Raw genomic sequence first — 26,282 nt, 5'->3', positions numbered from 1 at the left:
CGGAAGCCATTTGACGGCGTTTTGGCACGTCCATATAGTGGCACTATTAGTGCCACTTGTTTCGGCTGGCCGTCAAGCGGGGTGAGAGATGAAGCGGCTTGTCATTGGCGTGGGCGTCCTCGCCCTGCTCGCGCTCGGCGGCTTCCTCGCGTTCAAGCAGTACGGCTATTATCTGCCGGGCATCATCAGCAACATTCGCGACCCAATCGCGCCGTATCACGAAGTGACGTGGTCCAGCGGGCCAGCGCATGCGGCAGAGGGCGTGCGACCGCCGAACGTGATCGTGATTGTGGCGGATGATCTAGGTTTCAACGACATTTCGATCAATGGCGGCGTCGGCGGCGGCGTCGTGCGCACGCCCAACATCGACGCGCTGGCGCAGCAAGGCGTGAGCGTGGTTCAGGCCTACGCCAGCAACGCGACGTGCTCGCCATCGCGCGCGGCGATCATGACGGGGCGCTACCCGACGCGGTTCGGCTTTGAGTTCACTGGCGCACCGCAAGCATTCGCGCGCTATCTCTCGCACTCCGATTCCAACGCGCTGCACCAGCCGATCTTCCACAACGAACGCGTGGCAGACATGCCGCCGCTGGAAGAGTTGGGCGTACCGGCAAGCGAAGTGACGATTGCCGAAGTGATGCACGATCAGGGCTATCACACGCTGCACCTGGGCAAATGGCACCTCGGCGAAGCGCCGGAAATGCGGCCGGAGGCGCAAGGCTTCGACGAGAGCTTGGGCTTCATGGCGGGCGCTGCGATGTATATGCGCCCGAACGATCCTGACGTGATCAACGCCGAACTGCCGTTCGATCCGATCGATCGCTTCCTGTGGGCGAACCTGCCCTACGCAGTTCAGTTGAATGGCGGGCAACGCTTTCGGCCACGTGGCTACATGACGGACTATTTGGCTGAGCAAGCGTCCGCCGCGATCGTCGCGAACCGCAACCGGCCGTTCTTCATGTATCTGGCCTTCAACGCGCCGCACACGCCGTTGCAAGCGACACGCGCAGACTATGACGCGCTGAGCGGCATTCCTGACCATACCGAGCGTGTCTACGGCGCGATGATCACCGCGCTGGATCGTGGCGTCGGGCGCGTGATGGAGACGTTGCGCGAACAAGGTTTGGACGAGAACACGCTCGTCATCTTCACCAGCGACAATGGCGGCGCCTGGTACGTCGGCTTGCCGAACATTAACCGGCCCTATCGCGGCTGGAAGGCGACGTTCTTCGAAGGCGGCATCCGCACGCCATTCTTCGCGCGTTGGTTGGCAAGACTGCCAGCGGCTACGCGTGTCGAAGGTCCAGTGACGCATATGGATATTTTCGCGACTGCAGCCGCGGCGGCGGGCGCGCCAGCCGCGCAGAATCTGGATGGTGTGGATCTGTTACCGTATTTGACCGGACGAGCGCAGGGTGCGCCGCATCGACGTTTATTTTGGCGCTCAGGGCCCTATCGCGTCGTGCGGGACGGCGATTGGAAGCTGCAGGTTTCGGAGACACCAGACCGAGCATGGCTGTTCAATCTACGCGACGATCCCACTGAGCGACGCGATCTTTCCACGGCAGAGCCTCAGCGTGTGGCGGCAATGCGGGCAATGATCGAAGCGCAAAATGCTCAGATGCCGGCGCCCCTTTGGCCGGCTCTGATCGAAGGCGCCGTGCGAATCGATGTGCCGCTCAACACGCCGTGGCGCGAGGAGCAGGAATACATCTACTGGTCGAACTAGCGCTGCGCGCGGCGCTGGCTGAGCAGCCAGGTGTAAAGTTCGTCGTTGGCGTAGGTGCGTGTCCAGGAATCGTGGTTCGCATCTTCGTAGAGCGTGTAGCGAACATTGCCGTTGCAACGTTGCAGCGCTTCGACGGTTGCGGTGTCGAACGCCGCAGGAACGACGTCGTCAAGCGCACCGTGGAAGGACCAGACTGGCAGCTGACCCAGAGCGCAAACACGGTTGGCGTCACCGTAGCCGGCGACGGGCGCGAGCGCCGCGAAGCGATCGGCGCGCGCGATGGCCCAGCTCCAGGCGCCTTTGCCGCCGTTGCTGAGGCCGGTGAGATAGACGCGATCTGGATCAACGCGGTGCGTGCGCATGATGTCGTCGAGCAAGAGATCGAGCGCATCGATGTCCCAGGGGCGCATTTCGGGTGCTTGTGGCGCCACCATGATGAAAGGGAAATCGCGGCCTTCGGTGATGAGGCGCGGCGGGCCGTGGGCGCGGACCATGCCGAGATCGGCGCCGGATTCGCCGGAGCCGTGGAGGAAGATGACGAGCGGCCATGCTTCGTCGCTCTCGGTGTACGACGGCGGCAGGTAGAGCAGGTATTCGTACTGCACGGCGCGTCTCACTTGGCCTTCGAAATGTTGAGCGCTCATGCCGATGGTTGGCGTATGGCTCGCGCAAGCGGCGCAGAGGAGTGCTGCGGCGAGCGCGGCTCTCATGCGCGCGGGCGCGGGAACGCGGCGCCGTCGGCGTTGAAGACGTGCGCGTCGGTGGGCGATGGCGCGACGCGGACGGTGTCACCGATGGCGGCGGTGCTGTCGTCAGCCAAGCGGAGCGTCAGCGCTTCACCTTCGATGGGGCCGTTGGCGTAGGCATAAGACACGCCGCCGAGGCGTTCGATGAAGTCGATGCGGGCGTCGAAGGCGTTCTCGCCATCGCCGAGTGTGAGATGTTCAGGGCGGATGCCGATACTGACCTTGTCGCCGGGCTTGGCGCTGCCCCCGTTGACGGCGGCGCGGAGGGTGAGTTGCTGCGTAACGCCCAGCGTCATTGCATTGGCGTCCGCGCCGACGACTTCGGCCGGCATCAAGTTGATCTTCGGTGATCCGATGAAGCCCGCGACGAAGATGTTGGCGGGGTGCTGGTAGAGTTCGAGCGGCGCACCGATCTGCTCGATGTGGCCAGCCGAGAGGACGACGATCTTGTCGGCGAGCGTCATGGCTTCGACCTGATCGTGGGTGACGTAGATCATGGTCGTCGCCAGCTGCTTATGCAGGCGCGCGAGTTCGTAGCGCATGCGGGAGCGGAGTTCAGCGTCCAGGTTTGAGAGCGGTTCGTCGAACAGGAATACTTTCGGCTTGCGCACGATGGCGCGGCCGATGGCGACGCGCTGGCGTTGACCGCCGGAGAGTTCGCGTGGGAGGCGGTCGAGCAGAGTTTCGACACCGAGCATCTTGGCGGCTGTCGCAACGGCCTGGTCGATCTCTTCCTTCGACGCATTCCGCAGCTTCAAGCTGAACGCCATGTTCTCGGCGACGGTCATGTGCGGGTAGAGCGCGTAGGATTGGAACACCATCGCGATCTCGCGCTGCGCCGGCGTCATGTCATTGACGACTTTGCCGTCAAACAACACTTGGCCGCTGGTGGCGTCTTCGAGGCCGGCGATCACGCGCAGCAGAGTAGATTTGCCGCAACCGGAAGGTCCGACGAATACGACGAACGAGCCGTCGTCTATGGCGAGATCGATGCTCTTCAGGACGCTGGTTGCGCCGAACGATTTGCTCAACTGTTTGATCTCAACGTGCGCCATGAGGTCTCTCGCTTAGCATGGGCGCACCGTGACGGTTTGGCCTGGACGTTGGATGACGAGTTCGCCTGCGACAGGCCGGCTGCCTATGCAAAGTCGCTGTTGCGCACTCGGCCACGGCAATTGCGCGACGTAGCCGCCGGGCGGGCGCGTGTTGCCGCTGATGCGGATGCGATAGCCGTCGCCGGCGCGGCGGATGCTGTAAGCGACCTTGCCGAATGGCGTGTTGAGGTCCGAGATGGCGACGCCCTGCCCGTCGAACCACGATGTGGGCAGGCCGGCGCCGATGACGATGGCCTGGTCTGGCTCGCGTTCGTAAGCGAACATGTCGAGCGCGGAGCGGAGATAATCGGACGCGACCCAGCCGTGCGGCATGTCGCCGATGAAGCGCGGCGTGCGCTCTTCGCGGCCGACGACTTCAGCCCAGTGATTCCATGCGGCGGGGCGTTGATCGTCGAAGAAAAACGCCAGCGCTTCATTGGCGCGATCGCGCCAGCCGAGGCGCGCGAATGTGCCGACGACGCGGAGTTCGTAGGGGGTGTAGGCGTCCCAGGTCGCGCTATCGCGGCGGGTGACGAAGTTCTGCCAGTAGCGCTCGAACGTGGCGCGCATCAACTCTTGTGGTAGCGCGGTTTGCTGACCGCCTGGCGCGAGACCGATCGTGGTGGAGGTGGCGTCGAAGTCTCCGAGGTCAGCGGCGCCGGGGATGTAATTGACGTTGAAGTGCGCCGCGGAGGCGCTGATCGAGGCGAAGAGATCGGTGCGGAATTCGTCGCGCTGGGCGGCGATGCGTGCGGCGGCGACGCTATCGCCGCGCGCTTCTGCAAGGTCGATGGCGTCGATATAGCCGCGCAGCGCCCAGAAATCGTCCCAATAGGAGTACGCCGGACGCGCCGAGTAGCCTTCGTGGCTGATGGATGGCGGCATCAGGCCGTAGAGCATGCGGCGTTCGGGCGTTTGGTTCGCGGCGGTGCGCTCGGAGGCGCGCAGCTCTTCCATATACGCGATCGCGCGTTCGACATGAGGCCAGCTTTCGTTGAGCAGCGCGCGCTCTCCGGTGTAGCGATAGGCGATGGCGGCGAGATGGATAAGTTCGCCGTGGCTATCATTCTCGGGCACGGGATCGGCGCCGCGCGCATCGACGCAGCACGGGACCTTGCCGTTCTCGAACTGGTAAGGGCGATACCATTCGAGGTAGTCGCGCACAGGCTGGTCGAGGCCGACGCGAAGCAATCCCTCGGACATCATGGCGCCGTCGCGGATCCACGAACGCGCATATGAGCGCGTGCCGGGCTGCAACGCGGCGATATCGCGCGACATCAGCATGTAAGCGATGGAAGAGCGGATCGTGTTGACGTGGCGAGCGCCCTCGTCCGGCACGGTGAAATGGACGCGATCAAGCTGACGGCGCCAGCTGCGGGCGGCGGCATCTTGCTCACGCTGGAGCCAAGCCTGAGTGATGCGCGCGGGAATCTGAATCTCGGCGCGCTCGGCCAACGGCGCGGCGAATCCGAACTCGGCGCGTTGGCGTGGGGCGAGACGCACGGTGTAACGCAGCGCTGCCGCGGCGAATCCTTGCGCGCTGGCGGCGGACGTTGCGGTGCTGGTCGCGGTGAGCCACGCGCCATCGTCGAAGGGAATGGCTTGCACGGAGTCGGGCGCGACGGAGGGATGGATCGTGTCCCAGTCATTCACGCGTAGCGTTGAGCCGGTCCACGCGATGTCGCGGATCGGGCTGAAGCCGCCTGGCGTGTTGAGGAATTGCTGTGGCGGGTTCACTTGGAATGGGCGGATCGCGAGGATGAACGCCAGCTCTTGCTGTTGATCCGTGAGATTTTCGAGGACGTAGGTCTGCGCGAGATGCGGGACGGCGAGGTTGCCGTTGGCGGCCGAGGTCGCGGTCATGCGCCATTGCGGCGTGCGCCACTCGACACTGGGGATCGGTAGATAGGCGTCGCGCAGCGAGGCCGTCAGCGTAACATCCGCCCAGGAAAAGAGCCGGCCGTTGGCGAGCACGAAGGGTTCGACGGAAACGCCGCCGCGGCCGAGTTCGGCGGCGCCCTCTTCGCCGAGCAATGCGTTGCGCGGGCCGCCGCCGTCGACGCCGACGAGAGTCCAGTACGTTTGTTCGTTGACGAAGCCGCGCGGATAAGCGCCACGAGGGGCTTCCAGGGCGAGCGCTTGGAAGAAGGCCGTAGGGGTCGCGCCGAAGGCGAGATCGCGGAGCTGGAATTCGGCGAGGGCGTAGGCGGGCGCGTTGGTTTCTTGTAGCCGGAGACGAATATAGCGCGCTTCGGACTCGGGAAGCATCCACGGATCGACACCGCCGTCGCCTTGCGCGGTTTCGCCTAGCGCGCGCCACTCTTCGCCATCGAGCGATGACTCCAGTGCGTAGCGCACAGCGTGGGCGTCGGGTGCCCAACGCAAAACGACGCCGCCGAATTCGCGGGCGAGGCCGAGGTCGAAGGTGATGGATTGAGCTCCGGCGGCTTCACTGCGCCAAGCGGTTTCAAGGTTGTTGTCGAGTGCTGCGGCGAAGTTGGCGCCGGAAGTGGCGTTGCCACGGATGGTCGGGAAGGTCGCGGGCGCCGGCGGGAGTTCGCGGATGGTGAGTTGGTCGATCTCGATCGCTCCCTGCCCGCCTGACCCGGCGCTGATGACGAATTCGAGGAAGGCAGATTGGCGGAGCGCGCGGTCTTCGGTCGGGCCCCAGGCGAACTCGATGTGACGTTTACGGATGGTGACACGTTGCCATTCGCTCGATGGCGTGAAGTTGCGCTGGACACGCCACCAGACGTTTTCGCCGCTTTCATCCGCGAGCTTGAATTCTAGATTGTTCGCCGGCCCCTCGCCGCGGATGAGGAAGGAGATTTCGTAGTTCGCGGGGAAGCGCAACGGTAGCGCACGGCGCATCGAAGCGTATCCGGCGCCGCCGTTGAAATTATAGGCAAAGCGCGCCGCGCCGCCTTCTTGGCCCTCGACTTGTGTGATCGCGGCGGAGACGCCATCGGACAGCACCGTGCCCCACGGCGCAATCGTGTCGAAGCTATCGAGCACGCGCGCGCGTTGTTGCGCTTCGGCGCTGCCGAGCGTGGCGATCAGCGCAATAACGGCGATTGCGTGGAGGATGCGCTTCATCCCTTCACGCTCCCGCTCAGCATGCCTTGGATGTAGAAGCGCTGCAGCGCCAGGAAGAGCAACAGCACTGGGATTGTCGTGATGACAGCGCCGGCCATCATCATTTCATTGTCCTGCACGTGCTCGCGCGAGAGCGCGGCGAGTGCGACGGGCAGCGTGTAGTTCTGCTCACCCGTCAGCACGATCAGCGGCCACATGAAGTCGTTCCAGCTGGTGAGGAACGTAAAGAGCGCGACGGTCACGAGCACCGGCGTCAGCACGGGCATGATGATGGACCGGAAGATGCGAAACTCGCTGGCGCCGTCAACGCGGGCGGCTTCGATCATCTCGTCCGGGATCGAAAGCGCGAACTGGCGAACCAAGAAGATGCCGAACACGCTGGCGATCCACGGCACGAGTGCGCCGGCGTAGGTGTTGATGATGCCCATCGATTTCAGCATCAGGAACAGCGGCATCATGCCAACCTGGGCGGGGATGATGAGCGCGCCGAGCAGGATGCCGAACACCGCGTCGCGGCCGGCAAAGCGCATCTTGGCAAAGGCATATCCGGCGGTGACGTTGAACGTGAGCGCGAGCAACGTGGCGCACGTGGAGATCAGGAACGAGTTGAAGACGTAGCGGCCGACACCGCCGCGGGCGAAGAGTTCGACGTAGTTCTCAAGGGTCGCATTCGCGGGCCAGAGCGGCGGCGGAAAGACAGACGCTTCGCCCGGCGACATAAACGAGACCGAGAGCATCCAGACCAGCGGGAAAGCAGTGAACAGCGCCACCACGATCACCAGCGCGTTCATGAGAATGGTTTCGGTGCGGCGGCTCATGCGCGGCCTCGTGGCGGGCGGGCGATGGCAAACTGCAACATCGTGAAGATGAACATGAAGACGAAGAGCACGAACGCAACGGCCGACGCGGAGCCGAGATTCCACCATTTAAAGCCCTGCTCGTACATGAAGTAGAGCACGGTGACGGTGCGCTGCGCTGGGCCGCCTTGCGTCATCACGTACGGCTCAGCGAAGAGCTGGAAGTATTGCGCCATGGTCAGGACGCCGGTCAGCAGCAGCACGGGCGTCAGGCCGGGCAGCGTGACATGGCGGAATTGCTGCCAGCGTGAGGCGCCGTCGATGCGCGCGGCTTCGTAGAGGTCCTGCGGAATGCTCTGCAGCCCCGCAAGGAAGATGATCATGTTGTAGCCGAACGTCTTCCAGATCGCGAACAGGATGATCGACGGCATCGCCCACGCCGGATCGCCAAGCCAATCGATCGGCTGAAGCCCGATTTGCTCCAAGCCATAATTCGCCATGCCGTAGCGCGTGTGCAGCAGATAGCGCCAGACGACAGCGGCGGCGACGAGCGTCATCACGAACGGCGCGAAGAAGATCGTGCGATAAAGTGGCTTGAAGCGGACCAGCTTAGAATTGATCAGCATCGCCGCGCCAAGTGAAGCCGCGAGCGAAAGCGGCACACCGACAAAGACGAAGTAGAGCGTGTTGCCGAGCGCGAGCCAGAACAGTGGCAGCTGTAGCAGTTCGGCGTAGTTGCGGAGGCCGACGAAGCGGAGATTGCGGATGTCAGCGAGCGCGTAGATGTCAAAGTCGGTGAGACTGAGGATGAGCGCTGCCGTCGCCGGAATGAAGAAGAAGACGAAGATCGCCAACACGGCCGGGCCGGCGAACAGCCATCCGGTTGCCGAGCGCTTCATACCGCGCGCCCTTCCGACACCATCCAGCGGCGCTTCTCGAGAATGCGATCGGCGCGTGCGTTGAGGGCGGCTGCGCCCTGCTCGACGTCCATCTCGCCATGCACCATGCTTTCACCGACAAGGCGGAGTTCGTCAGCGATGCGCTCCCATTCCGGCACCGGCGGCGCGGCCTTAGCGCGCTCGAGCTGGTCGCGGAACGCAGCCATGTAGGGATCGTCGGCGAGCGTGCTGGTCTCCCAAACGCTGCGGCGCGGCGGCAGGTCGCCGGTCTTGGCGTGGAAGTCGATCTGCACTTCGGGGCGCGAGAGATATTCGGTGAGCGCCCAGGCAAGCTCCTTCTTCGGCGAGGTGCGGAAGACGACGAGGCTTGAGCCGCCGGCGATCGATGCGCCCGGACCTCGCGGGCCTGGCAGCGGCGCCGTCATCCAAGTGTCTTGGCGATCGGCGGGCAAGCGGCGCTGGAACTCGCCAATGTTCCAGGGGCCGGTGATGTAGAACGAGAAGTAACCGCGATCGAACTCGGAATAGACGTTGGAGATCTGCGTGTTCGAGGATGGCGGCGCGAGACCGTCGTCGAACAGCGCTTTGTAGAAGGCGAGCGTTTGCTTGAAGCCTTCGCTTTGGAAGTTGCCGCGCGTGTTTTGGTCGCGCAGCAGCGGCTCATCTTGCTGCAAGCCGAGCGCCAGCATCGGTTCGAACTCGTTGAGCGGTAGCAGCACGGAAAAGTTCTGCGGGCCGACTTCGAGCTTTACCGCTTCCATCGCCGCACGCCAGTCCGGCCACGTTTGCGGCACGCGCGCGACGCCAGCGCGTTGCAGGATGTCGCGGCGATAGAACAGGACGCGGGTATCGACGTACCAGGGCACGCCGTAGAGCGTGTCGCCGTAGAGATTGGTGTTCCAGATGCCGGGGAAGTAGTCGGCTTGATCGATCGAGGACCCGGAGACGCGCGCGTCGAGCGGCTCAAGCGCGTTGAGCGACGAGAATTCCGGTATCCACGTGTTGCCGAGCTGGGCGATGTCTGGAAGTGAATCGCCGACAAACGCCGTGAGCAGGCGCTCATGCGCCGCCGTCCACGGCAGCATCTGTATTTCGACGCGGACACCGGGATGCTCAGCCAGAAATCCCGGCAGCACTTCGCCGACAACCTCCGCCTCCCGCCCCATCGCCCACATCGTCAGCACGTTGGGGTCGGTGTTGCGCGCGCATGCTGATGTCGCCGCCGCTGCGCCGATGCCGGCTAAGACGCGACGGCGGGTTGTCGTCATCCCGCGAGCCAGCCGCCGGTGAAGCCCGCGCGCTCAAGCCCGCGCCGGATATGTGGGCTGCGGCGCATCACGTTCCAGATCAGGCCGCTGCGCCAGTTTTCGATCATGCACACGATGGGCCCTTGATCGATGCCCAGATAGTCGCCGTCAACCCAGCCGACATTTGGAACAATGCGTCCGTGCTGGAGGCGAACGCTAGTGTCGGTGAGCGTCGGGTTGAAGGAATCGAGAAAGCCGTAGCGGGTGTAGACGCCTTCGCCGTAGCGGTTGCGAATTTCCTTGAGCGCGGGAATGGTGATCTCCGGCGCAAACGGGATCGAGCCGCCGACGGCCCACGGCGACAGCGTGCCGTCATCGCGGTCTCCTGGTCCGCGTGCTGAATAGCTGAAGAATTCGCGTCGGCGTCCGTCAACCTCCAGGACGAAATCACCCGGGCCATCGCACGCTGTAAGCCCGAAAATCCTCGCGCCATAATCGCGAAAGCCGCCAGGATTGGCGATTGCATAGGCTTGCTGCGCGTAGGCCGCGCGGCGGTTGTTCTCGAAATAGTCAATGCCTTTGCCGCGCATGTAGGCGTCCTGGATGCCGCGAAAATCGATCCAGGTCGGGCTGTAGTGAGCCGCTAACGTCGGTGGGAAATGCAGGTGCTCCTGGCCCCAATGCACGCCCCATTGCCGCTCAAACCGCGCCGTCCACGCCTCCCAGGCGCGGTCCGGCAACGCATGCGTCGGCGAACCCAGCGCCAGCACATAGAGCAAAGCCGCTTCGTTATACTGATCCCAATCGTAAGCGATGAAGGCGCCGCCGTTCTCCGGATGCCAGCCCATCGACACCAGCGGCGCACGCGGCCGCATCCAAGTCCATTCGACGCGGGCGTAGATCTCGTCAGCGAGGAGGCGGACTTCGCGTTCGTCGGCGCTATCGCCGTCGAAATAGGCGCCGGCGAACAGCATGCCGCCGAGCAGCAGCGTCGTGTCGATGCTGGAGAGCTCCGTCCGCTCGAAGCGCGTGCCGGCGCGGGCATCAAGGAAGTGATAGAAGAATCCGCGATGGCCGATGACGCCCGATGCGGCGTCACCTTGGCGCGCGTTGCGGAAGAAGCGGAGCGTGTTGAGCGTCCGCTCCAACGCTTGCGCGCGCGTAACCCAGCCGCGTTCGACGCCAATGCCCCACGAGGTCAGCGCAAAGCCAACGGCGGCGATTGAACAGAACGATGGCGTGGGCCAGCGATCGGGCGTGAGACCGGTGTCGTTGGGGGTCTGCTCCCAGAACCAGCGGAAGGTGCGTTCCTGCAGCTCGACGATGAACGCGTCATCGCTATCGACAGGAGCATCGGGTGCGATCAGGGGAGACGCGCCGGTGCATCCGGGCAGCGTCAGTAAGGCCCCCGCCCCCAGCGCAAACGTCCGTCTAAGCATTGTCTATTCCAAAAACAAAAAGGGGCGTCGCGCTAGTGGCGACGCCCCTCAAGTCGGGGAGAGAGTTAGAAGCGGTAGCCCACGCCGAGCTGGAACGACCGACCCTGCAGGGTCCGCGGCGTGATCTGACCGAAGTTAGAAGCGCAAGAGCATTGCTCCACGTTCGAGGCGCTCGGATTTTCTTGGTCCGTTGCGTTCAGTACATCGACGTAGAAGTACGTCTCACTGCCGTTGGCGAACTCGATGTCCTTCGACAACCGCAGATCGATGTTCTGATAAGCGAACAGATCGCCGAAGAAGAACATGTTGTCAGCTTCAGGCGTGCCCGAATACCAGCCCGGTGGGTTCGGTCCGAACACCGTGAACGGCGAACCGGAACCAAACGTCGCAAGCGCCGACGCCCGGAAGTCGAACGGCAGGTCCACAATGCCCGAGATGACCAAGCGATGGCGCTCGTCGTTCGCGGACGGATAGGTCGGCGAGAGATCGATCGTCGCGTAGTCGAAGTCGAACGGCGCGGTGTTGCTGTCGCGGCTGCCGTTCTGCGTGGCGCGGCTATACGTGTACGACACGCCAAAGCCCCAACCCGCCTCTTCCGTGTACGGCTTGTCGGCCGTCAGGTAGAGCGCGTTGAACTCGCGTTCCTGGTCATGGTTCGAAATGAAGACCAGGTTGCGGAACTGGGTGAAGCCCAGAGACGACGGCGTCGGGCCGTTGAAGCGCGGGTCCGGCCCGGTGCCAAGGTTGCCGATGTACCAGCCGAAGCCATTGCGCGATTCCGCGTGCGCAAGGGTGGCCGACAGGCGCCAATCGTTCACGACATGGCGAAGACCAAGGTTGAACTGATCGGTGACCGGCGGTTCGGCGCCGTTCCGCACGAGGAAGACTTCACCCGCGCCCGGCGTGGCGTCGATCAATGGCTGTAAGCCTTCCGGCGTCAGATAGGCCGGATCCCAGAGCGTGGTGCCCGGCGCGCCATCTTCTGAGAAATTGATCTGGACGTCGAACTGACGCGGCTTGAAACGTTCGTCGAAGGCGAAGTTGTACGGCACGCGGTCGTAGTAGCGGCCCGCCCCGCCGAATAGCACCAAAGTCTCGTCGCCGCTCAGATCGTAGGAGAAGCCGATCCGCGGTTGAAACGCCTCGGCAAAGACCTCACGATCGCCATCCGAAATGTAGTCGTCCGGATCGAACGCCATCACGTAGCCCGGCAACGTCTCGTAGGCGTTGAGCAGATCCACAATGTCGTCGGGCGTCGTGTAGTCGTTGTTGAACGCATTGTCCTCATAGTCCCAGCGGAGGCCGAGATTGAGTTCGAGGCGATCAGTGACCTGCCAATCGTCTTGGATATAGAGGCCATAGACAGTGTTGTCGACGTCGGCCGCCTCCGTCGGCGCGCCGACGCGGACGCGGACCGGGATATCCGGATCGCCATTGATCTCCGGGCGCCCATCGACGTCGAACAGGAAGACCGGGTTTCCGCTGAACAGCTTTTCAACATAATAGTTGTTGAAGGTGACGCGGCCGCCGATCTGGAAGGTGTGGCCGTTGACCGAGTCGAAGGTCAGATCGTCGCGCACCGTCAATGAACGCTGGCGAATGTCCTGGTTGTCGCCACGGCCGCCGAGACGGATCACGGTGGCTTCCTGTTGATCCACGTTGAATTGGAATCCCGGCGTGATGTTGTCGGCGTCGCGGAAGATTACGTGATCCTGGCCGAAATCGTCGAAGTTCAACGCGCGCGGATTGTAGTTGCTTTCAAGGTAGTCGACCTGAGCTTGGTTGAACCAACCTTCGCCAGACCATTGGTGACGGAAGTTGATCTTGGTTTCGTCGACGTTGAGCGAGTTGGCGCGTTGTGCGGCGTCTTGGCCGCCGACGTCGCGAATATCCTGTTCGCCACGGATGGTCGCGCTGAGATCGACTAGGTGATCGTTGTTCGGCTGCCAGCTCAGTTTGCCGAACCAGAGGTCTTCCTCGAACGGAGTGCCGACAACGCCTTCCACGCCGGGGAATTGCGCGTCGTAACCTGACCGGCCAAGCGTGACGACACCAAAGCGATCTTCCTGCTTGCCTTCATAGCTAACGAAGAAGTGGAGGCGATCTTGAATGATCGGGCCGCCCAACGCCGCGCCGTATTGTTGACGCTCGACCTCGGGGTGGCTCGACGGATTGAAGCCGGCGATGTCGTTGTAATGGACCCAGTTCGGGTCCTGGTAGACGCCGAAAATTTCGCCGTGGAATTCATTGGTGCCGGAACGCGTCACCGCCGTGATGATCGCCGACGACGATTGGTCGTACTCGGCGCTGAAATTCTGCGTCAGCACGCGGAATTCCTGAACGGCGAGCTGCGGGAACGGGTTGCCGCGGCTGTCGTCCTGGCCAGCCACGCCGCCATCGATGATTTGCGACTTCTGGCTCTGACCATCAATAAAGACGTTGACCGCCATCGCGTTCTGGCCGCCGGCGCGGAAGGTGACTTCACGCTCGTCTTGCGACACGCCGACGCCGGGCGCGAGCGCCGCGAAGTTGATGAAATTGCGGTTCACTTGCGGCAGATTTTCAATCTGCTCTTGGGTGACGTTGGTCGAGACCTCCGACGACGTGATGTCCACGCCCGAACGGGTAGCGACGACGACAATCTCGCCTCCGGCGTCATCGACGAAATCGAGTGTCGCGGTCTGGCCAACGAGCACGCGAATGCGCTGCGCCGTGCCGCCGGCGGCAGTGACCTCGTACGTGCCCGGCTGCAGGCCGCGAATGGTGTAGCCGCCGCCGGAATCCGCGACGTCGCGGCCGGTGAAACCGGTATCGACGTTACGTGCGACGACTTCCGCATCAGCCGATGCCACACCCGCAATGCCAGCCGTCGCGGTTTGCGCGAGCGCCGGCGTTGTGAACGCGATGGTGGCTGCGCCGCTCATCGCGAGTGATGCCGCTATCGCGCCCAATGAAGCGCCGAACAGCTTTCTGACTTTGTCCGCCATTTCCCTATCCCTCCCGGTTCTCTTTGTTCGTCTTTGTGCGCGTCGACCCCCGCACGATCAGTTCCAGCGGCGCCGTCGTGGCTTCGCCGGCCGCCTTCGCAGTGCCGCGAATAGAAGTGTGAAGTTGCTCGACCGCTTGACGGCCAAGGCCTGCAATATCCACGCGCATCGTGGTGAGGCCCGGCCGCACGTAAGCGGCGATCGGAACGTCGTCGAAGCCGGCGACCGATGTCTGTGCCGGAACGTCGACGCCCGCATCTTCCAGAGCCGCCATGCAACCGATCGCCATCATATCGTTCAGTGCGAAGACAGCGTCCGGCAATCGTTTGGCTTTGAGCAGTTTGAGCGCGGCTGAACGGCCAGACTCTTCAGAGAAATCACCGTCAAGTGTCGCGCTCACTTCGAGCTTCAACGCGCGTAGAGCAGCACGGCAACCGCGCAAGCGCTCTTCGGCGTCGAAGTTGCCTTTAGGGCCGCCAATCAAGGCGATGCGGCGGTGACCGCTGGCATGGAGATGGCGCACCATGGTCTCGGCGCCGCCCCGGTTGTCGATGTTAATTGTGGTGTGACTTGCGCGGCCGGTGCGACCGTTCATAAGGACCAGAGGCAGATCGTGGTCGAAGTACTCGTCCGCGAAATCTTCGGTCACATGCGGCGACATCATAATCATGCCGTCGACGCGGCCACGCATAGCGCGGACGATCTCGCCGGCCTCCCGCGCGTCGCCGTGCGCGCTGGTGACGATCAGGTGCATGCCGTGCTCGCGCGCGCCGGAATCCGCACCGCGAATGAGTTCGGAGAAGAATTCGCCGTACATGTCCGGCAAGACGACACCAATCATGTTGGTGCGGCGCATAATCAAGTTGCGCGCGCCGATGTGCGGGACGTAGCGAAGACGTTGCGCCGCGGCGAGCACGCGTTGGCGTGTTGGTTCGGCGACGTTGGAGAAACCGTTAAGCGCGCGAGATGCGGAGGCGACTGAAACGTCAGCCTCGCGGGCCACGTCCTTGATCGTGGCGCTGCGTTCGCGGGCGCGGCGCGTCATGACCGCAGCTCAGCGCGATGCAGATTGAATTTGTGCCGTGGGACCGCCAAGCCGCGAACCCTCCCTTATGCCTCGCGCCCGGTCTTCGCCAAGCGTCGATTCAAACTGTAATCGTTTACATCACCGGTGTAAACGATTACACGTTGGGGGCGATTTTCGAGCGTGCGTTGTTGCGGGAAATCATCAAGATCAAGCCAGAGGCTTACGCGCGTCGCGCGTTTTGATGCACCGCAACATGCCGCTTTCGAGTGGGACAACGAATGACACGCCGCGAGTTTCCGAAAGGGTTTCTGTGGGGCAGCGCGACGGCTGCGTATCAAATCGAAGGTTCCCCGCTCGCCGATGGTGCGGGCGCGAGCATCTGGCAGCGCTTCAGTCATACCCCAGGCAAAACGGTCAATGGCGATACTGGCGATATCGCCTGCGATCACTACCGACGGTACGCCGATGACGTGAAGCTGATGCGCGAACTCGGCATGCAAGCGTACCGTTTCAGCGTCGGTTGGGGCCGCGTGCTGCCGGACGGCAACGGCCGCGTGAACGAGAAAGGTCTCGGCTTCTACGACCGTCTCGTCGATACGCTGCTGGAGAATGGCATCGAACCGCTGTGCACGCTCTACCACTGGGATTTGCCGGAAGCGCTCGACAATCGCGGCGGTTGGCTCAATCCGGATATCGCCAACTGGTTCGCCGACTATGCAAGCGTGATGTACCGCAAGCTCGACGGGCGCGTGAAAAAGTGGGCGACGCTCAACGAACCGTGGGTGGTGACGGACGGCGGCTATCTGCATGGCGCGCTGGCGCCGGGGCATGAGAATTTGTTCGAGACGCCGATCGCTTCGCATCATCTGCTGCGCGCGCACGGCGCTGCGGTGAAGGCTTATCGCGCCGAGGGCAAGAACCAGATCGGTATTGTCGTCAACATCGAGCCAAAGCATCCGGCGAGTGACGATCCGGCCGATATCGCCGCCACAAAGCGCGCTGACGCCTACATGAACCGCCAGTATCTCGATCCGATCTTCTTCGGGAGGTACCCAGGGGAGATGAAAGAGGTGTTCGGTGAAGCGTGGCCCGAATGGCCGGCCGAGGACTACGCGCTGATCCAACAGAAGATCGATTGGCTCGGACTTAATTACTATACGCGCGGTGTCACCAAAGCCGATCCCAAGGCGTGGCCGGTGGGCGGACGCAACGAGCCGCCGAAAGGCGCGGTGCTGACGGAGACCGGTTGGGAGCTTTTTCCGAAGGGCCTTACGGACACGCTGGTGTGGATGAAGGAGCGCTACGGCGATCTGCCGCTTTACGTGACAGAGAACGGTGCGGCCATGAAGGACCCTCCGATTGCTGGTGGTCGCGTGCAAGATCAGCATCGTGTCGATTACCTGCGCACGCACCTCTCCGCCGTTAACGACGCGATCAAGGCCGGCGTCGATGTGCGCGGTTACATGGTGTGGTCGTTGCTCGACAATCTTGAGTGGTCGCTGGGCTATTCGAAGACCTTCGGCATTGTTCATGTCGACTTCAAAACCCAGCAGCGGACCCCGAAGGACAGCGCGCGCTTCTATGCCGAGGTGATCGCTAGCAATGGCGGTGCTGCGCTGGCCTGAACCGTGCTACGCATTAACTACTTCCAGTGCGGAGCCCGCCAGGGCGTTAAGGGCGAAATGGCTAGTCCTGGCGGAGACGCAGGGATTCGAACCCTGGGTACCCTGTTCGAGTACAACGCCTTAGCAAGGCGCCGCCTTAAGCCACTCGGCCACGTCTCCGGCAGAGCATCGCCTTAGCCTGCCCCCGGCTTCGCCCGCAAGGCGCAAATCCCAGCCCCCGTCCGGATCGACCCTTGGTTAACTGGCGTAAGCTTTGCGCGAGCGCCCTCCAGAAACTTAGTCTGAAGGGCGAATTAACCAATGTCCCAGCCTGCTTTGCTGCTCGCCGGCGCCGATTTGGATCAGCCGGTGCTGACCTATGTGGTTGATGACGCCACGGAGGCGCGTCGCTTGGCGGAATTGGCGGGGGAGTTCTGCCTCTTTGGCCTGAACATCTGCCTTGAAGACGAGAGCCTGTGGACAGCCGACGCCGCCTACCGCGTCGAGGACGCGGCGCCAGAAGCGCCGGCCAATGACGCGAAACCCGGATTTACCTTTCCTGATCTGAACCGTCGCGGCGTTCACATCGACCCCACCGCTCCGGTGAAATTCATCCAGGCGCTGGATTGGATGATGGTGCTTGTCGCCGCGCAAGTCGCCGCCCTTTGGGGCGCGGGCATGGGCCTGGCGGAGCTTTCCATCGGCGGCGCGGCGGCGTTCTTGGCCGCGGCCATTTCCTTGAAGGCCGGTCTTTGGCTCACTGAATCCTATCGCCTCAGCGTTGCGCGCATCCGCGCCGAGCGCGGCATTGGCGGCTTGGCCCTCGGGACGATCCTGGGCCTTGGCGTCGCCACCTTCTTTGCACCGGACGCGCGATCCTCCGCGGCGCTCTCGGCAGTGCTGCCGGTCGCCGCGATGCTGCTGGCGGGGATGCACGCAGCACTCGCGGTTTGGATCCGCGCCGCCCACGCAAAGGGCGTCTTCTCCGAAACCATCGTGCTCGTCGGCGCGACCGAAGCCGCCGAACGCATGGCCAAGCGCGCCGCGAAAACCGGCGAAGCGCGAGTCGTCGCGATTGTCGACGATCGGCTGTCGCGCGTTGGCCCCATCCACGGCGATGCGCCCGTGGGCGGCAATCTCGACGATCTGCTGAAGTGGGAAGGCCTGCCGCACATTGATCGCATCGTGATCACGGTGACGCAGAAGGCCGAGGGCCGCGTCAACGACATCATCAAGCGACTGCGCGTGGCGCCGAACCGGGTTGACCTCCTGCTAGACTATCAGACGCTGAACGTGCGCGGCAAACGCATCGACCGCCTCACCGGTTCGGCGGTGGCGTGCGTTTCCGGCCGTCCGCGCAATCATCGCCGTGCGCTGGTGAAGCGCGCGCAGGACATCGTCATCGGTGCGGGCCTCCTGGCTCTGTTCGCTTTGCCGATGCTGGCGATCGCGATCGCCATCAAATGCGACAGCCGCGGCCCGGTGCTCTATCGCCAACGCCGTCACGGCTTCAACAACCGCGTCATCACGGTGCTGAAGTTCCGCTCGATGCAGCATCAACCGAATGCCGCGCTGAAGCAGGTCGAACACAACGACCCGCGTGTCACCAAGATCGGCGCCTATCTCCGCCGCACCAGCCTCGACGAGCTGCCGCAGCTTATCAATGTACTGCGCGGCGAGATGAGCCTGGTTGGTCCGCGCCCGCACGCCATCGGCATGAAGGCGGACGAGCGTGAACTCACGCAGATCGTCGCCGAGTACGCGCACCGCCATTGCGTGAAGCCGGGCATCACCGGCTGGGCCCAAGTCAATGGCTCGCGCGGACCCGTGGAAAGCCCCGCCGCTGTCCGCCGCCGCGTGAAGCTTGATCTGGAATACGTGTCGCGTGCTTCGCTTTGGCTCGATCTGGAAATCCTGGTGCGTTCGGCGCCGGCGCTGCTGGGCGACTACGAGGCGGTGCGGTGAACGCACGCCGCGCACTCACGCTTGCGCCGTTGCAGATCGCCCAAGCCCTCGTCGGGCTTGGCGCGATCGCCGCGTTCACGCGCCTGATGAGCCCGGAAGAGTTCGGCCGTTACGCGCTCGTGCTCTCCGCCTCGATGCTGGCGCACACGCTGCTGTTCACGTGGGCAGAGGCGGCTGCCTTCCGCTTTTTCGCGGCCGCCCGTGCCGAAAAGCGCTTGGCTGATCACTTCGCGACGCTGCTAGCGCTCGCGGTGGCGCTGGGCGCCATTGTTCTAGTAGCGACAGGCGCGCTGCTCGCGTTCGTTGGCGTTCGCGAAGATGTTGCGGCGCTGTCAGCATTCGCGGCTGGCGCCGCAGTGTTCCGCTTTCTCACCCGCATCACGCGCGAGAGCGACCGGGCCGCGTTCGATATCAGCCGCTATGCCGCGCTGGAAACGGCGTACCTGGCTGTCGGGTTTGCCGCTGGCGTTGCGCTGCTGATGCGCTTCGACCTGGGCGCGATAGCGCCGTTTGCCGGCTTATTGCTGGCGGGCGCTGTGATTTTTCTCATCGACGCACCGCGACTGCTGAAGCGCGCCAAGGGCGGCGCGCCATCGCTCGACCGCGCCACGACGTATGCGTCCTACGGTGCGCCGTTGGCGCTGGCGCTGGCGCTAGACCTCGGCGTGCAGACGATCGCACGCTTCATCCTCGCGCACCAAAGCGGCGTTGCCGACCTCGGCGCCTACGCAGCGGCCTTCGGGTTGGCGCGTCCGCTCGATCTGATCTTCCTCGGCGCTGGCGCGGCATTCGCGCCCCTGATGCTCGCAGCGTACGAAGACAAAGGCGCTGACGCCGCGCGTGATGTCGCGCGCAAGACATTCGCCGTCCTTGCCGCGCTGGTGATCCCAGCGGCGGCCGGTCTGGCGCTGGTTGCGCAGCCGCTCTCTGCGTTGCTGGTTGGCGACGGGTTGTGTGACACGGCGGCGCGGACGCTACCGTGGTTGGCGCTAGGCGGCGTCGCGGCAGGCTTCAATCTCTATTACTTGTCGGAGGCGTTTCAGCTGACGCGCCGGACCGGCTTGCGCGCGGCCGTAATGGTTGCGCCCGGCGTCGTGCAGCTGGTGCTGACGCTGCTGTGGACGTCCACGTTCGGCGCGATTGGCGCGGCGATGGCTGCTGCGGCGGGCGCGATCACCGGCACCATCCTGCTTGCACTGATCGGCCGCCGCCTGATCGCGCTGCCGATGTCGTGGCGGCTGTTGGCCAAGGTCAGCGCCGCTACCGCGCTTATGAGCGCCGCCGTGATCGCCACACCCGCTTATCCCGGTCTGTTCGGGCTCGTCGTGAAGGTGAGTGTCGGCGCCGCTGCTTACCTTGCCGCCGCAATCGCACTGAACATCCTTGGCGTTCGCGTCCGCGCTGCCGCCGCGTTGCGCAACACGTCGCGCGCCTTTGCTCAAACCGCCTTCATGGAGCGCGTCAATGTCCGCCGCACTTGAGCAACGCGTCCTCTGCATCGGGCCGCAGGCGCGCGCGCCTCGGCTCAGCGTGCTAACGCCGTTCCACAAGCACGACCCGTCAGCGCTGTTGCAGCGCATGGCGCCCGCGTCACGAGACGTCGAGTTCGTGCTACTGGACGACGGTTCGGCGAGCGCCGAGCTATTGTCAAACGTCGTGAAGGCGGCCGAAGCGCTGAGAACGAGCGTGCGCATCGTAATCTGGGCGCGCAACCGCGGCCGCGCCACTGGGCGCAATCGGCTGATCGAAGAAGCGCGCGGCGAGTACGTACTCTTCCTCGACGCCGATCTCATCCCGGACCAAAGCGATTTCCTGCATCGCTGGCTGACCACGATCCGCAACGAGCGTCCACTCGTCGCGTTCGGCGGCTTGTCGCTGGAGCAGGCGGAAGAGACGCCCGATACCGCGCTGCACTTTAATCTGTTCGGCCGCTCCGATTGCGCGCCGGCCCGCCTGCGCGCGCGCGCAGCGGCGCAAAGCACCGCAGCCTCGAACCTGCTCGTGCGCCGCGATTTCCTGTTGGCGACGCCATTCGATGACGGTTTCACGGGCTGGGGCTTCGAAGACACCGACTGGGCGCTGACCGCGGCGCGCCACACGCGCATCCAGCACATCGACAACCCGGTGACGCATGCGGGCCTGGATTCAATCACCACGCTGATGCGCAAGAGCGCCGAAGCCGGCCCGAACTTCGCACGCCTCGCCGCCAAGCACCCGAAAGCGGTGCGCCGCTTCGCCGCCTATCGCGCGGCGCGGACAGTGCGGCCGGTGCGCGGCCTGCGCAGTGCATTCGCATGGTTTGCGCGCGATCCATTGCGGGCGACGCCGATGCCAATCCGACGCGCCGCGTTCAAGCTTTACCGGGCGAGCCACTTTGCGGAGCACCTCGCATGACCATGACATCTTACGCCCCGTCACGCGACGCGCTGAGCAAAGTGCAACGACGCTGGACCCAGTGGCGCGCCGCGCGACCGGCCAATCTGCGCTTCGATGAGCCGATCCTCTCCATCACGTTCGACGACTTCCCGGTGAGCGCCGGCGATCTCGGCGCTCGCATTTTGGAAAGCCACGGCGCACGCGGCACCTTCTACGCGGCCGCTGGCCTCGCGGAGACTGACGGCCCGTGCGGGTCAAACTTCAATCGCGATGACATCCCGCGCCTGATCGCCGCCGGCCACGAGATCGGGTGCCACACCTACGATCACGGCGATTGCGCCAAGCGCGGCGTGTACGACACGCTGCGCGGCCTGGCAAAGAACCGCGATGCGCTAAACGAAATGGGCGCGTACGAACCGTCGCGCACGCTGGCGTATCCGTACGGCGAGACGCAACCGAAACTCAAAGCCAGCCTGCCGCCGCGTTTCTACAGCGCGCGCGGCATTCTGCCGGGCTTGAACCTTGGCCGCACCGATCTCGCGCAGTTGCGCTCGTATCCGATGTTCGGCGAAGGCGGCATGGCTCGGGTTTGCGACGCGCTGAAGCGCGCGGCGAAGCGCAAAGCTTGGTTGATCGCCTTCACGCACGACATCTCCGACACGCCGTCGCCGTGGGGCACGAGCGCGGCTGATCTTGACGCGCTGCTCAAGGCGGCAAAAGCGCTGGGCGTTGTGGTGATGCCTGTCACCCCGGCGCTGGAACGGAGACTCTCATGATCCGCGTTAGTGTTCTGGTTCCGACGTTCCGTCGTCCGGAGAGCTTCCTGCGCGCGGCGCGGAGCGTGCTGGCGCAGCAAGGCGTCGAGGGCGTCGAACTGATTGCAGTCGACAATTCGCCGGAAGGCTCGGCGCTGGCAGCGTTTCGCATTCTCGAAGGCGACGCGTCCATCCCGTTCCGCTGGGCGCATGAGCCACGCGCCGGCGTCGCGCACGCGCGCAATGCGGCGCTAGCGTTGGCGCAGGGCGATCTGGCGGCGTGGCTCGACGACGACGAAGAAGCATCGCCGCATTGGCTGGCGTCGCTGATCGCCGTACGGCGCGAAACGGGCGCGCAAAGTGTGTTCGGCCCGGTGCGGGCGCGGTGCGCGTGTGAGGACAATGCCGACTTCTACGAAAACCTGTACTCGCGCAGCGGGCCGACCGAGAGCGGCTATTCGGAGCGCGCTTACGGCATCGGCAATTCGCTGCAGCCGCGCCTGATGTTCGAGGAAGCGCAGCCGTTCGATCCGCGCGCCAATCAGACCGGCGGCGAGGATGACGCGCTGTTCGCCTCCTGGGCCGATGTCGGCGCGCGCTTCGCTTGGGCAGCAGACGCTTGGGTGATCGAGCATCTCGGCCCCGAACGCACGCATTTGAAGCACGGCTTGAAGCGGGCGTTCGCATATGGGCAAGGTCCGTGCGAAACCGCGTGGGCCACACGCGACTTCGCCGGCCTCGCCAAGCACATGGCGATTGGCGCAGGCCAAGCCATCGTGTTCGGCGCCGCGAGCGCGATCGCGCTCGCCGGCTCTACGCCACGCGCGCTGGCGCTACTCGATCGCGCCGCGCGCGGAGCGGGCAAAGTGTTTTGGTTCTGGGAGCAGCGCTTCTACGGCGAAGCGCTTGTGCGTCAGCCGGCCTGACGGAGCAAACGCTCAATGGCGATAACCGGCGCTGACGCGCCTGCGTAGACGATCCCCATAAGATTGGCGCCAGCATCGACAAGCGCCTGCTTTGCGGCAATTGCCGCTGGCGCTGCACCGCGATCCGATCCCACGACGAGCACGACACCATCCATATTGCGTGCAAGCCGCAAACCGATCTCGCTACGCTCAAGCGCGGGCGCATCCACCACAGCTATCGCACCACCGGCGCGAGCAGCATCCCAATACTGCGGCGCTGAGGAAATTACGACGCGACCGCCCTCCGGCAACAAGCGCGGGTCGAACACGCCTGCATAAATACGTGTGCGACCGACGCGATGATAGGAGAACGCAGGCGCGCGTTCTGGCAGCAGCATCCCGTTCGGGCCGCGCACACTGTAGAAGCTCGCGGCATTGAGGCGGCCGTCGATCTTCGGGCCGAGCGGTTCGATGTTGGCGAGTTCGCGCGCAAACGCGTTGCGCTTCAGATCGAGGTCGATGGCGTAGATCGCGCCTGGCCCTGCGGCCCGTGCGACAGCGCGGGCGGCGGTGGTGACGCCTTCCTTGCGCCGGGCGGCGATGAACATGATGGCGCGGCCATCACCGGCGCCGCGGCGCGGCTGCATCGCCAGCGCATCCAGCACGCCCTCGACGGAAAACGCCGGTTGGCTCACGCGCCGCCCTCCACGACTGTCAGCTCAGGTTTTGCTTTCGCAGACTTATCCGGCTTCGCCTTCACTGGCCTGGCTTGCGGCGGGCGCGGCATCACTGCGAGGACGGGCGTATCGAGCGTGCGTCCAGCGCTGGATGGCGTCGGGAACGACCGGCGCATCAGCGCGCGCGAGAGCCCGGCGGCGACGGCAACAATGCCGGCGATCAAAATCGTCACGATCATGATCGGCCAGCGGAGGCTCTTGCCTTGCGTCGGCACGCTGGCTTGTTCTACCGGCGAGATGTTGTCAGTGGCGCGGCCGAGCATTTGGCTGCGGGTGCGCGCTTCTTCGGCGCGCGTGGCGAACGTGCCGGCGTTGATCTCAAGAGTGCTGCGCTCGCGTTGCAGCTGGCGGAAGCGCGGTTCAAGCACCTGCATTTCGCGGATACGCGCGCGCACTTCAGTACGCTGCTGCGTCAACGCAGTTTCGCGGCCGCGTTGGGCGCGAGCCTCAGCCTCCATCGCATAGAGCTGGCTCGCGATGTCTTGGCGCACCGGGTTGGCGCCGCGGCGCGTGACGCTCGGCGGATCGCCACCGGCGAGGAAGGATTCCAGCTGCGCAATGCGGCGATCGACTTCGCGCACCGGCATGGCGTCGGGCTGGTAGCGCGACAGCAACTGCTCGCGCTCCATCTGGGCTTCGACGAGATCACGGCGCGCATCGGATTCCGCATAAAGCTCGATCTGCTCAGGCTCGGATTGATAGCGCGCGCGCAGCGAAGCCGCGCGGGCCTCTGCTTCGCGGCGGCGCGTTTGGGCATCGAGCATCTGCGTTTCGATGTCGCCGGAGCGGGCGGCGAGCGCTGCAAGCTCGCTTTCGAAGTCGCCGATCTCGTGCTCGGTAAGGAAGGCCGCGAGCGCCGTGCTGGCGGTGGCGGCGCGAGAGCTGAGGTCGGTGGTCTCGGCCGAGAGCGCTTCGAATTCGCCGCCGACGAGGACGGTGCGGCGGTGCTCAAGATATTCCGCGACCAGCGCGTTTAGCGTTTGCGCGGCGACCTCGGGATTGCGGTGCTCGAAGGAGAGTCCAATCGACGGCGTTTGTGGCGCGGTTTCGATGGTAAGGTGCTCGGAAAAGGCGCGCTCGGCGGCGGCGAGCTTGCGCGCGTCGCTCTCAGGCGCGCTGGCGATATCCGGGTAAAGCGTCGCGAGGCCAACCGCTTCGATCGCCCGACGCACAACGGCGCCGGAGCCAAGCAGACGCATTTCGGAGTTCACGACAGTCTGCATGTCAGGCGTTGCCGCGCCGCCGGAGGCGGGCTGGTAGACGTATTCCTCGCCCATGCGGACGATGAGCTCGCTGCGCGCGGTGTAGGACTTTGGCGCCATGAGCGCCGCGACCAGGCCAAGCGCACAGATGGCCGCGCCGATCCCGAGCACGAGCACGCGCTCGGCCCACAGCATGGCCGCAAAGTCCGCGATCCCCATGCGTGGCATTTCGGTCCAGCCGTTTCTCGGCTTCGCCGCCTCGGTGCTCGGTCTCATCAGCGCTCCTGGGTCGTGCGCGAAACGAAGCTTGGCGCCATTTGGTAAATGATCATTCACCAACCATCACGCAGGCTGTCTCCCGCAAGCGCACGCACCGTTAACGGGCGCGCGCTAACAAAGCGTTGGAGCTTTAAGTATGCGGATCGCAGTTCTGGCCATTGTGGCGGCGCTTGGGTTGGCTAGCGCGAGCGCGCAGGAAGCGCCGGCGCCGATGGCCTACACGGATACGACGCCCGCCTATCGCTTCTATCCAGGCGACGAGATCGAGATCACGGTCTTTTCGGCGCCGGAACTAAGCCGGAATGTCACCGTCGGTCCTGACGGCCGCATCGCGCTGCCGCTGATCGGCGCCGTCCGCGCGGCCGATCTCACCGCGGAAGAATTGCACGACGGCCTGATCGCCGCCTACTCGCCGCAACTGCGCACGCCCGAGCTTAGCGTGACGCCGCGTGGGTATGGCTCGCGGCAAGTGTTCGTCGGCGGCGAAGTCGCGCGGCCTGGTATCTACGAGATGCCGGCGAACATCGATGCGTTCCAAGCCGTAGCCCTCGCCGGCGGCTTCCTGCCGAGCGCGCGGCGCGGCGATGTGCTAGTGTTGTCACGTGCGAGCGGCGCAACAGCGGTGTCGGAAGTCGATCTCTCGCCGCGCGCAATGCGGCAGGGCTTTCCGAATGCGCAGGCGTTGCAGCGTTATGACGTCGTCTACGTGCCGCGCTCGGCGATCAGCCAAGTGAACCTGTTCATGCAGCAGTATGTTCGCGACGCTCTGCCGGTGCAGTTCAGCTTCTACTACGATCTCCGCGGCGACCGTAACAACTAGCCCGATCTCGGGCTTGTGATCGGCCTCTCAGTCACGTGATTTGCCGCGCCTGCTGGCAAGCGCGCACGCTTCCTTGCAACGATAAGGGAGGCAAATCATGGCCATGGCGCTGGCACGCCGCGCGCGCGTTTCGTTCGCACCCAACGTAGACCCGAACGTCATTCCGTTCATCGACGTGCTGCTGGTTCTACTGATCATCTTCATGGTCACAGCGCCGAAGCCCACAACCGATTTGCGCGTGGACCTGCCCCGGCCAGGACCATCCGTGCATCTCGTCATTGAGCCGACCATTGTCCAAGTTCGCGCGTCGCCCACAGGCGCCCGCGTTTTCCTGAACGGCGAAGAGGTCTCACGTGCTGGGCTACCGGCCGCAGCAATGGCCCATATTCTGGCCGCCAATACCGCGCTCGCACGAGAAGACGTGCTCACGGAGGGAAAGCTGTTCGTGCGCGCCGACCTCGAGGTCTCCTACCAGGACGTCGTTTCGGTCGTTGAGGGTTTGCAGGCGGCTCAGTTCCAGCGCGTCAGCATCGTTGCGCAGGACGCGGACGCCCCCTAGGCGCCGTTGAAACCGGCGC

The 26,282-nt window shown here is 64.3% G+C and carries 20 protein-coding genes and 1 tRNA gene; 9 read left to right on the top strand and 12 right to left on the bottom strand.

What is annotated here, in order from left to right; translation table 11 throughout:
• Nucleotides 1-88 precede the first annotated feature (88 nt).
• Nucleotides 89-1,729 (top strand): sulfatase-like hydrolase/transferase, encoded by a 1,641-nt coding sequence (locus DSM104635_RS08035; RefSeq protein WP_158765705.1) that lies wholly within the window; start codon nt 89-91, stop codon nt 1,727-1,729.
• Here DSM104635_RS08035 and DSM104635_RS08030 read toward each other — a convergent pair.
• The 9 genes from DSM104635_RS08030 to DSM104635_RS07990 form a co-directional block, all read right to left on the bottom strand.
• Entirely contained in the window at nt 1,726-2,439 is a 714-nt protein-coding gene (locus DSM104635_RS08030; protein ID WP_228445960.1) for a carboxylesterase family protein, read from the bottom strand. The genes DSM104635_RS08035 and DSM104635_RS08030 overlap by 4 nt on opposite strands.
• On the bottom strand, nt 2,436-3,530 hold the full coding sequence (locus DSM104635_RS08025; RefSeq protein WP_158765704.1) for an ABC transporter ATP-binding protein: 1,095 nt from the start codon (nt 3,528-3,530) through the stop codon (nt 2,436-2,438). The genes DSM104635_RS08030 and DSM104635_RS08025 overlap by 4 nt, the downstream gene beginning before the upstream one ends.
• A gap of 12 nt (nt 3,531-3,542) precedes the next feature.
• Nucleotides 3,543-6,665 carry a discoidin domain-containing protein gene (locus tag DSM104635_RS08020; protein WP_158765703.1) on the bottom strand — a complete coding sequence of 1,041 codons (3,123 nt, stop codon included), beginning with the start codon at nt 6,663-6,665 and terminating at the stop codon, nt 3,543-3,545.
• On the bottom strand, nt 6,662-7,483 hold the full coding sequence (locus tag DSM104635_RS08015; protein ID WP_158765702.1) for a carbohydrate ABC transporter permease: 822 nt from the start codon (nt 7,481-7,483) through the stop codon (nt 6,662-6,664). Before DSM104635_RS08015 ends, DSM104635_RS08020 begins: the two co-directional genes overlap by 4 nt.
• Nucleotides 7,480-8,361 (bottom strand): carbohydrate ABC transporter permease, encoded by an 882-nt coding sequence (locus DSM104635_RS08010; RefSeq protein WP_158765701.1) that lies wholly within the window; start codon nt 8,359-8,361, stop codon nt 7,480-7,482. Before DSM104635_RS08010 ends, DSM104635_RS08015 begins: the two co-directional genes overlap by 4 nt.
• Nucleotides 8,358-9,629: a sugar ABC transporter substrate-binding protein gene (locus tag DSM104635_RS08005; RefSeq protein WP_158765700.1), complete on the bottom strand. Its 1,272-nt coding sequence runs from the start codon at nt 9,627-9,629 to the stop codon at nt 8,358-8,360. The genes DSM104635_RS08010 and DSM104635_RS08005 overlap by 4 nt, the downstream gene beginning before the upstream one ends.
• Nucleotides 9,626-11,047: a glucoamylase family protein gene (locus DSM104635_RS08000; protein WP_158765699.1), complete on the bottom strand. Its 1,422-nt coding sequence runs from the start codon at nt 11,045-11,047 to the stop codon at nt 9,626-9,628. Before DSM104635_RS08000 ends, DSM104635_RS08005 begins: the two co-directional genes overlap by 4 nt.
• 65 nt (nt 11,048-11,112) lie before the next feature.
• Nucleotides 11,113-14,034 (bottom strand): TonB-dependent receptor, encoded by a 2,922-nt coding sequence (locus DSM104635_RS07995; RefSeq protein ID WP_158765698.1) that lies wholly within the window; start codon nt 14,032-14,034, stop codon nt 11,113-11,115.
• 4 nt (nt 14,035-14,038) lie between these two features.
• The gene (locus DSM104635_RS07990; RefSeq protein ID WP_158765697.1) at nt 14,039-15,079 is read right to left on the bottom strand and encodes a LacI family DNA-binding transcriptional regulator; all 1,041 of its coding nucleotides are present in this window, start codon (nt 15,077-15,079) and stop codon (nt 14,039-14,041) included.
• 260 nt (nt 15,080-15,339) lie between these two features.
• Between DSM104635_RS07990 and DSM104635_RS07985 the strand changes: the two genes are divergently transcribed.
• Nucleotides 15,340-16,686, top strand: coding sequence for a GH1 family beta-glucosidase (locus DSM104635_RS07985; protein ID WP_158765696.1), 1,347 nt, complete (start codon nt 15,340-15,342; stop codon nt 16,684-16,686).
• Nucleotides 16,687-16,754: 68 nt separating this feature from the next.
• Here the strand turns inward: DSM104635_RS07985 and DSM104635_RS07980 are convergent.
• Nucleotides 16,755-16,845 (bottom strand) — tRNA-Ser (locus DSM104635_RS07980).
• 141 nt (nt 16,846-16,986) lie between these two features.
• On the opposite strand from DSM104635_RS07980, the gene DSM104635_RS07975 reads away from it, so the two are divergent.
• The 5 genes from DSM104635_RS07975 to DSM104635_RS07955 are packed head-to-tail and all read left to right on the top strand — an operon-like array spanning nt 16,987 to nt 22,687.
• Complete coding sequence (locus DSM104635_RS07975) at nt 16,987-18,630, top strand: exopolysaccharide biosynthesis polyprenyl glycosylphosphotransferase (protein ID WP_158765695.1); 1,644 nt, start codon at nt 16,987-16,989, stop codon at nt 18,628-18,630.
• A complete protein-coding gene (locus DSM104635_RS07970; protein WP_158765694.1) occupies nt 18,627-20,111 on the top strand; it encodes a lipopolysaccharide biosynthesis protein in 1,485 nt (494 codons plus the stop codon). Before DSM104635_RS07975 ends, DSM104635_RS07970 begins: the two co-directional genes overlap by 4 nt.
• Nucleotides 20,095-21,024 (top strand): glycosyltransferase family 2 protein, encoded by a 930-nt coding sequence (locus DSM104635_RS07965; protein ID WP_158765693.1) that lies wholly within the window; start codon nt 20,095-20,097, stop codon nt 21,022-21,024. The genes DSM104635_RS07970 and DSM104635_RS07965 overlap by 17 nt, the downstream gene beginning before the upstream one ends.
• Nucleotides 21,021-21,782: a polysaccharide deacetylase family protein gene (locus tag DSM104635_RS07960; protein ID WP_158765692.1), complete on the top strand. Its 762-nt coding sequence runs from the start codon at nt 21,021-21,023 to the stop codon at nt 21,780-21,782. Before DSM104635_RS07965 ends, DSM104635_RS07960 begins: the two co-directional genes overlap by 4 nt.
• On the top strand, nt 21,779-22,687 hold the full coding sequence (locus DSM104635_RS07955) for a glycosyltransferase family 2 protein (RefSeq protein ID WP_158765691.1): 909 nt from the start codon (nt 21,779-21,781) through the stop codon (nt 22,685-22,687). Before DSM104635_RS07960 ends, DSM104635_RS07955 begins: the two co-directional genes overlap by 4 nt.
• Here DSM104635_RS07955 and DSM104635_RS07950 read toward each other — a convergent pair.
• Together DSM104635_RS07950 and DSM104635_RS07945 are read right to left on the bottom strand one after the other, a co-directional pair.
• The gene (locus DSM104635_RS07950; protein WP_158765690.1) at nt 22,675-23,361 is read right to left on the bottom strand and encodes a hypothetical protein; all 687 of its coding nucleotides are present in this window, start codon (nt 23,359-23,361) and stop codon (nt 22,675-22,677) included. The genes DSM104635_RS07955 and DSM104635_RS07950 overlap by 13 nt on opposite strands.
• Nucleotides 23,358-24,881, bottom strand: coding sequence for a GumC family protein (locus DSM104635_RS07945; protein ID WP_158765689.1), 1,524 nt, complete (start codon nt 24,879-24,881; stop codon nt 23,358-23,360). The genes DSM104635_RS07950 and DSM104635_RS07945 overlap by 4 nt, the downstream gene beginning before the upstream one ends.
• A 139-nt stretch (nt 24,882-25,020) precedes the next feature.
• On the opposite strand from DSM104635_RS07945, the gene DSM104635_RS07940 reads away from it, so the two are divergent.
• A complete protein-coding gene (locus DSM104635_RS07940; RefSeq protein ID WP_158765688.1) occupies nt 25,021-25,704 on the top strand; it encodes a polysaccharide biosynthesis/export family protein in 684 nt (227 codons plus the stop codon).
• Between the two features lie 97 nt (nt 25,705-25,801).
• A complete protein-coding gene (locus DSM104635_RS07935) occupies nt 25,802-26,263 on the top strand; it encodes a biopolymer transporter ExbD (protein ID WP_158765687.1) in 462 nt (153 codons plus the stop codon).
• The last annotated feature ends 19 nt before the right edge of the window (nt 26,264-26,282 follow it).

The sequence above is a fragment of the Terricaulis silvestris genome (genome assembly GCF_009792355.1).
In the GTDB taxonomy this organism is placed as follows: Bacteria; Pseudomonadota; Alphaproteobacteria; order Caulobacterales; family Aquidulcibacteraceae; genus Vitreimonas; species Vitreimonas silvestris.
The sequence above is the reverse complement of the archived record's forward strand: the minus strand, read 5'-3'. Positions and strand labels throughout refer to the sequence as shown.

Coding starts and splice junctions, on each gene's coding strand:
- DSM104635_RS07965 (WP_158765693.1), top strand. CDS start 20,095: ATGTCCGCCGCACTTGAGCAACGCGTCCTCTGCATCGGGCCGCAGGCG.
- DSM104635_RS08015 (WP_158765702.1), bottom strand. CDS start 7,483: ATGAGCCGCCGCACCGAAACCATTCTCATGAACGCGCTGGTGATCGTG.
- DSM104635_RS07940 (WP_158765688.1), top strand. CDS start 25,021: ATGCGGATCGCAGTTCTGGCCATTGTGGCGGCGCTTGGGTTGGCTAGC.
- DSM104635_RS07975 (WP_158765695.1), top strand. CDS start 16,987: ATGTCCCAGCCTGCTTTGCTGCTCGCCGGCGCCGATTTGGATCAGCCG.
- DSM104635_RS07960 (WP_158765692.1), top strand. CDS start 21,021: ATGACCATGACATCTTACGCCCCGTCACGCGACGCGCTGAGCAAAGTG.
- DSM104635_RS08020 (WP_158765703.1), bottom strand. CDS start 6,665: ATGAAGCGCATCCTCCACGCAATCGCCGTTATTGCGCTGATCGCCACG.
- DSM104635_RS07985 (WP_158765696.1), top strand. CDS start 15,340: ATGACACGCCGCGAGTTTCCGAAAGGGTTTCTGTGGGGCAGCGCGACG.
- DSM104635_RS08035 (WP_158765705.1), top strand. CDS start 89: ATGAAGCGGCTTGTCATTGGCGTGGGCGTCCTCGCCCTGCTCGCGCTC.
- DSM104635_RS08030 (WP_228445960.1), bottom strand. CDS start 2,439: ATGAGAGCCGCGCTCGCCGCAGCACTCCTCTGCGCCGCTTGCGCGAGC.
- DSM104635_RS07945 (WP_158765689.1), bottom strand. CDS start 24,881: ATGAGACCGAGCACCGAGGCGGCGAAGCCGAGAAACGGCTGGACCGAA.
- DSM104635_RS07935 (WP_158765687.1), top strand. CDS start 25,802: ATGGCCATGGCGCTGGCACGCCGCGCGCGCGTTTCGTTCGCACCCAAC.
- DSM104635_RS07995 (WP_158765698.1), bottom strand. CDS start 14,034: ATGGCGGACAAAGTCAGAAAGCTGTTCGGCGCTTCATTGGGCGCGATA.
- DSM104635_RS08005 (WP_158765700.1), bottom strand. CDS start 9,629: ATGACGACAACCCGCCGTCGCGTCTTAGCCGGCATCGGCGCAGCGGCG.
- DSM104635_RS07990 (WP_158765697.1), bottom strand. CDS start 15,079: ATGACGCGCCGCGCCCGCGAACGCAGCGCCACGATCAAGGACGTGGCC.
- DSM104635_RS08010 (WP_158765701.1), bottom strand. CDS start 8,361: ATGAAGCGCTCGGCAACCGGATGGCTGTTCGCCGGCCCGGCCGTGTTG.
- DSM104635_RS08000 (WP_158765699.1), bottom strand. CDS start 11,047: ATGCTTAGACGGACGTTTGCGCTGGGGGCGGGGGCCTTACTGACGCTG.
- DSM104635_RS08025 (WP_158765704.1), bottom strand. CDS start 3,530: ATGGCGCACGTTGAGATCAAACAGTTGAGCAAATCGTTCGGCGCAACC.
- DSM104635_RS07955 (WP_158765691.1), top strand. CDS start 21,779: ATGATCCGCGTTAGTGTTCTGGTTCCGACGTTCCGTCGTCCGGAGAGC.